This window comes from Agromyces sp. P1_H4, assembly GCF_056405255.1.
The window spans coordinates 1-6088 of sequence record NZ_JBFUCL010000230.1 but is presented as its reverse complement, the minus strand read 5'-3'; the positions used below and the strand labels follow the sequence as shown (position 1 = coordinate 6088).

Annotated in this window: 5 protein-coding genes; 3 read left to right on the top strand and 2 right to left on the bottom strand. The window is 72.5% G+C overall.

The annotated features are described in order from the left end of the window. The coding region (pheT, locus tag AC1DY2_RS13600) for a phenylalanine--tRNA ligase subunit beta (RefSeq protein ID WP_476762921.1) at positions 1 to 1999 on the top strand (1999 nt) is incomplete at its 5' end. A gap of 17 nt (positions 2000 to 2016) precedes the next feature. Here pheT and AC1DY2_RS13595 read toward each other — a convergent pair. Beyond that, on the bottom strand, positions 2017 to 3003 hold the full coding sequence (locus AC1DY2_RS13595) for an NAD-dependent epimerase/dehydratase family protein (RefSeq protein ID WP_476762920.1): 987 nt from the start codon (positions 3001 to 3003) through the stop codon (positions 2017 to 2019). Between the two features lie 115 nt (positions 3004 to 3118). Beyond that, on the bottom strand, positions 3119 to 4438 hold the full coding sequence (locus AC1DY2_RS13590; protein ID WP_476762919.1) for a pectate lyase family protein: 1320 nt from the start codon (positions 4436 to 4438) through the stop codon (positions 3119 to 3121). A gap of 334 nt (positions 4439 to 4772) precedes the next feature. Here AC1DY2_RS13590 and argC point away from each other — a divergent pair, with 334 nt between their 5' ends. Both argC and AC1DY2_RS13580 read left to right on the top strand, forming a co-directional pair. Further along, positions 4773 to 5816 carry an N-acetyl-gamma-glutamyl-phosphate reductase gene (argC, locus tag AC1DY2_RS13585; RefSeq protein WP_476762918.1) on the top strand — a complete coding sequence of 348 codons (1044 nt, stop codon included), beginning with the start codon at positions 4773 to 4775 and terminating at the stop codon, positions 5814 to 5816. Next, a partial coding sequence (locus AC1DY2_RS13580; protein ID WP_476762917.1) for a bifunctional ornithine acetyltransferase/N-acetylglutamate synthase occupies positions 5813 to 6088 on the top strand: 276 nt, incomplete at its 3' end. The genes argC and AC1DY2_RS13580, both read left to right, overlap by 4 nt.

Genomic DNA, 6088 nt, shown 5'->3' with positions numbered 1-6088 from the left:
CGTCACGCCCGACCGCGGCTACGCGTTCTCCATCCGGGGCGTGGCGCGCGAGTACGCCCACGCCACGGGCGCGACGTTCCGCGACCCGGTCGAGCAGTCGGGGGCGGTGGATGCCACGCGCGACGGCTTCCCCGTCGAGATCCGCGACGAGGCGCCCATCCGGGGCCGCGTCGGCTCGGCCGTGTTCGCGACGCGCATCGTGCGCGGCGTGGATCCGACCCGCCCCACCCCGCCGTGGATGGTCGCGCGGCTGAAGCTCGCCGGCATCCGCTCGCTCTCGGTGCTCGTCGACATCACGAACTACGTGATGCTCGAGCTCGGGCAGCCCATCCACGGGTACGACCTCGACCGTCTCCGGGGCGGCATCGTGGTGCGTCGCGCGACGCCGGGCGAGAAGCTCACCACCCTCGACGGCAAGGAGCGCACGCTCCACGTCGAAGACCTCGTCGTCACCGACGATCGCGGTCCGATCGGACTGGGCGGCGTCATGGGCGGGGCCGAGACCGAGATGGACGACTCGACGCGCAACGTGCTCATCGAGGCGGCGAACTGGGACCCGGTGTCCATCGCGCGCACGGCACGACGCCACAAGCTGCCGAGTGAAGCGGCCAAGCGCTACGAGCGCGGCGTCGACCCCGAGATCGCGGCCACCGCGGTGTCCCGCGTCGCGCAGCTCATGGCCGACCTCGCCGGCGGAACCGCCGACGCAGGCGGCTCCCTCATCCACGAGGCCCCGGCCCGCGGCGCGATCCTGCTGCCCGACGGGTACGTCTCGGGGCTCATCGGCGTCGAGTACTCCGACGACGAGGTGCACGACGCGCTCGCCGAGGTGGGCGGCGCGGTGACCCGTGTCAAGGGCGGGTTCGAGGTCGTGCCGCCGTCCTGGCGCCCCGACCTCACGGGCCGCGCCGAACTGGCGGAGGAGGTGGCCCGGCTCGCCGGCTACCACCGCATCCCGTCGGTGCTCCCGGTCGCGCCGCCGGGACGCGGCCTCACCCGTTCGCAGCGCATCCGGCGCCGGGTCGCCGACACGCTGGCGGCCGCCGGCTCGACCGAGGTGCTGTCGTTCCCGTTCGCCACCGAGGCGGAGAATGCCCTGTTCGGCAGCGCCGACGGCTCCCTCGTGGCATCCGTGAAGCTCGCCAACGCGCTCGACGCGAGCACCGCGCTCATGCGCCGGTCGCTGCTTCCCGGGCTCATCGCTGCGGCGAAGCGCAACCGTTCGCGCGGACTCGTCGACGTGTCCCTGTTCGAGCTCGGCACCGTGTTCCTGCCCGAAGTCGGGCGCACCTATGGTTCACCGTCGCTGCCGCTCGGCGACGCGCGTCCGAGCGACGCCGAGCTCGAGACCCTCCAGGCCGGCATCCCGCCGCAGCCCCGTCACCTGGGCGTGCTCGTCGTGGGCGACGTCGTCCCGAAGCAGCCGGGCGTGACTGCCGTGCCCGCCGGCATCATCGACGCGCTCGACGCGGTGCGAGAGATCGGCCTCGCCGTCGGCGCCGAGATCGAGGTCGTGCAGGGCTCGCATCAGGCGCTCCATCCCGGTCGCACGGCCGAGCTCCGTGTCGCGGGCCGCACCGTCGGCTTCGCCGGCGAGCTGCTGCCCGCCGTGGCGGAGGCGGCCGACCTGCCGCGCGTCGTCGCGGTCGCCGAGCTCGACCTCGACGCGGTCATCGCACTCACCGAGCCCGGACTCGAGGCCGGACAGATCGGCACGTACCCCGCGGCGACGCAGGACCTCTCGCTCGTCGTGGCCGCCGACGTGCCGGCGGCAGCGGTGGCTGCAGCAGTGCGAGAGGGCGCCGGGGAGCTGCTCGAGCACGTGCAGCTGGTCGACGACTACCGCGGCTCGGGCGTGACCGACGGCTCGAAGAGCCTGACCTTCGCCCTCCGGTTCCGCGCCGCCGACCGCACGCTCACGGCGGCGGAGGCCAGCGAGGCGAAGCTCGCCGGCGCCGGGCTCGCTGCCGAACGAGTCGGGGCCACGGTCCGGGAGTAGCCCGATGGCACAGGGCCTCAGGCCCCGTGCCGGTCGATGAGGCGGTCGAACGCGGCATCCAGCTGCGCATCGACCTCGAGCCGCGCGGAATCGGCGTCGTGCCAGTCCACGATCTCCTGCGCGCCCCGCCAGAACGGGATGACGGCCCGGTACTCGGGCACGAGGGCCTTCACCTTCGTGTTGTCGAAGATCACCGAGTGCGCCTTGTCGCCCAGGAGGCCGGGTCCGTCGTCAGGGAGCTCACGGGCGATGGCCTCGCTCGCGATGTGCACCGGACGGAACTCCGCTCCGGCGGCCCGGGCGAGCGCCGCGCCGACCTGGTCCCAGGTGAGCACCTCGTCGGACGTGATGTGGAACGCCTCGCCGATGGCGCGGTCATTGCCGAGCAGCCCGGTGAACGCCACCGCGAAGTCGCGCGTATGGGTGAGCGTCCACAGGCTCGTGCCGTCGCCCTGCACCACCACGGGCTTGCCTCGCCGCATCCGGTCGATCGCGGTCCAGCCGCCGAGCAGGGGCACGCTCGTGCCGTCGTACGTGTGCGACGGACGGATGATCGTGGCGGGGAAGCCGCGCTCGCGATAGGCGGCGACCAGCAGGTCCTCACTCGCGATCTTGTCCCGGGAGTACTGCCAGTACGGGTTCCGCAGGGGAGTCGACTCGGTGATCGGCAGGTGCCCGACCGGCTTCTGATACGCGGAGGCCGACGAGATGTACACGTATTGGCGGCAGCGTCCCTCGAAGAGGTCGAGGTCGCGCTCGACCTGGGCCGGCGAGAACGAGCGGAAGTTCGCGACGACGTCGAACGTCTCCTCGCCGATGGCGTCGGCGACGGATGCCGCGTCGTCGGCGTCGCCCGTCAGGTGCCGCGCCCCGGTGATCGGCGGGCGGTCGGTGCTCCGTCCGCGGTTCAGGAGCGTGAGGTCATCGCCGCGCTCGACGATGCGGGCGCTGGACGCCGAGCTGATGATGCCGTTGCCGCCGATGAACAGCACGCGCAGGGCCATGGTCTCCTCCTCGATGACGGCGGGCCGGATGCCGCGTGCCGAGCCTATGCCCGCGGTGCGTCGGAGGGCATGTCGGCGTGGCGGGCGCCTTATCGTCGCCCGCCCCGCCGTCATGTCAGTCGAGCCCGGCCGGGCCGGCGAACACGCTCACGAGCGCGGGCACGGCGGCCGCGGGGTGCACCCTGCCGCGGTACTCGGGCGTCCAGCCCGCGTCATCCGCGATGTTCACGCCCTTCGCGGCGTTGTAGGCGCCGAGCACGTCGACGGGCTGCCGGTTCACGAGGTTGCCCGTCTCGGTGATCGCGGTGCCCTTGTACACCCCGATGACGGCGGCCGGATCGAAGCCGTCCGCGACGGTGAAGGCGTTCTGCTCGGCGACCAGCTTCGACTCGACGCCGAGTCCCCACGAGTAGACGTAGGGGTACTCGTCGTGCGCGGTCTGCAGGTAGTGGTTGTTGTAGGCGTCGACCTGGCCGAAGCGCACGCGAGGCGCGCGCTGGCCGAGGTCGCGGAACTCGTTGTGGTGGAGGGTGACGCGCAGGTGGCCGCGGTCGGTGGTGCGGCTGTCGCTGTTGCCGATGAGCATGACCTTGTCGTGGTCGTGGAACCTGTTCCAGGAGATGGTGACGAGGTCCGCGGCGCGCACGACGTCGAGCAGCCCGTCGTGGATCTGGAACGGCCGCCCGAAGTACGACGGCTGCAGGGAGTCGAGCGCGGCGCCGTCGCTCAGGTCGTTGTGATCGATCCACACGTTCGTCGAGCCGGTGACCGTGAGCAGGTCCCACTCCGAGTTCCAGTTGCCGGTCTCGCCGTCGGTCGGATCCCACGACGGGAAGCAGTCGAAGGCGTTCGTGAGGGTGAGGCCGCGCACGATGACGTTCGAGACGTTCGCGATCTGGAGCGCGGCGCCGGTGATCTCGGAACCCGGCAGGCCGATGAGCGTCGTGTTGGCGCCGATGCGGATGTCGATGCGGGCGCGCTGGGCCGCCTGTGATGCCGCGCGCGCGTCCTCGATGGCGCCCGACGGCTCCTGCTCCCATCCCCAGACCGCCGGATCGTACGCAGCCAGGTAGTCGTCGAGGGTGTAGCCGTCGCGCGCATAGTCGGCGCAGGAGAGGGACGCCCCCGCGTCGTCGGTGTTCGCATCGATGAACCCGGCGACATACACGATCTTCGGTGCGTCGCCGGCGAGGGCGGCGACGAGCCCTGCACGGTCGTGGACCGTGAACACCTGCCCGACCGGAGCGGCGGAGCCTCCGGTGGTACCCGCTCCGGCGGACGCCCATCCGTCGCCCGCGGCGAGCGGCTCTCGGGCGGCATCCGACCCGCGGTCGCCGTGAGCGGGAGCTGCGGCCTGCGCGGGAGCCGCGGCCGTGAGCAGGAGGGCGACGCCGGCAAGGGCGGCGGCGCTTGCGGTGATCCATCGTCGTTGCATGGGTGGGGGAGCTCCTTCGATCCCGCGCCGCCTGACGCCATCGTCGGGCAAGAAAGCGCTTTCCCGGAAAGTAGCAGCCCGCATGCGCTGGTGTAAAGGGGCCGAGCGCCTCGACGCGAGCCGCGTTTTGCATGCATTCCCGACGCGCGATAGGGTCGCACACATGTCCGCCACCCGGTTCGCCACCGCCGCACGCGTCTCGCGTGTCCCGGTCGTGCGCAACCGACGTCGTGGCGAGCGCCGAATCTCGGCGACCCCTGTCGCGGCCTAGTCGGCCTGTCGCGGGGCGTCGCCCGGCCCTCGCCCCGACCGCACAGACCCTAAGGTGGAATCCATGACGTACTCCGTCGCCGTTTCCGGCGCGTCCGGCTATGCCGGAGGGGAGATCCTGCGCCTCCTCGCCGACCATCCCGACTTCGAGGTGCGCACCGTCACGGGGCACGCGAATGCGGGCCAGCCGCTCGTGGCCGTGCAGCCGCACCTGCGCACCTACACGCACCTCACGTTGCAGGAGACGAACGCCGAGACGCTCGCCGGTCACGACGTCGTCTTCCTCGCGCTTCCGCACGGAGCATCCGGAGCGATCGCGGCACAGTTGTCGCCCGAGACGCTCGTCATCGACTGCGGCGCCGACCACCGCCTCGAGTCGTCCGCCGACTGGGCAGCGTTCTACGGCGGCGCGCACCACGGCGCGTGGGCCTATGGCGTGCCCGAGCTGCCCCGGCTGACCGGCACCCAGCGCGACCGACTCACCGGTGCCCGCCGCATCGCGGCCCCGGGGTGCAATGCGTCGACGGTCGCCCTGTCCCTCGCCCCCGGCATCCGTGCGGGCGTCATCGAGGACCGCGACCTCGTCGCCGTGCTCGCCGTGGGCCCGTCCGGTGCCGGCAAGAGCCTCAAGGCGCACCTGCTGGGCAGCGAGCTCCTCGGCTCGGCGAACCCCTACGCGGTGGGCGGCGGCCACCGCCACATCCCCGAGATCTCACAGTCGCTGCGCTGGGCGGGTGCCGCGGCGCCGACCATCTCCTTCACGCCGGTGCTCGTGCCGATGTCGCGCGGCATCCTGGCGACGTCGACCGCCCGCATCGTCCCGGGCACGGATGCCTCGGCCGTCCGCGCGGCCTGGGAGGACGCCTACGCGGGGGAGCGCTTCGTGCAGCTCCTGCCGCCCGGCCAGTTCCCGCGCACCGCCGACGTGCTCGGCGCGAACACGGCGCTCATGGGGCTCGCCGTCGACGAGGCGGCAGGCCGCGTCGTCGTCGTGACCGCCGTCGACAACCTCGTGAAGGGCACCGCCGGTGCCGCGATCCAGTCGGCGAACATCGCGCTGGGGCTCGCCGAGTCCACCGGCCTTCCCGTGAACGGAGTCGCCCCGTGACCGTCACCGCCCCCGCAGGATTCGAGGCCGCGGGCGTCGCGGCCGGCATCAAGCGCACGGGTGCGCTCGACCTCGCGCTGATCGTGAACCGCGGGCCGTCGAACGCGGCCGCGGCGGTCTTCACGTCGAACCGCGCGAAGGCGAACCCGATCCTGTGGTCCGAGCAGGCCATCGCCGACGGACTGGTGGCGGCGATCGTGCTCAACTCCGGCGGGGCGAACTGCTTCAYCGGCCCCCAGGGGTTCCAGGTGACCCACGGCACCGCCGAGGCC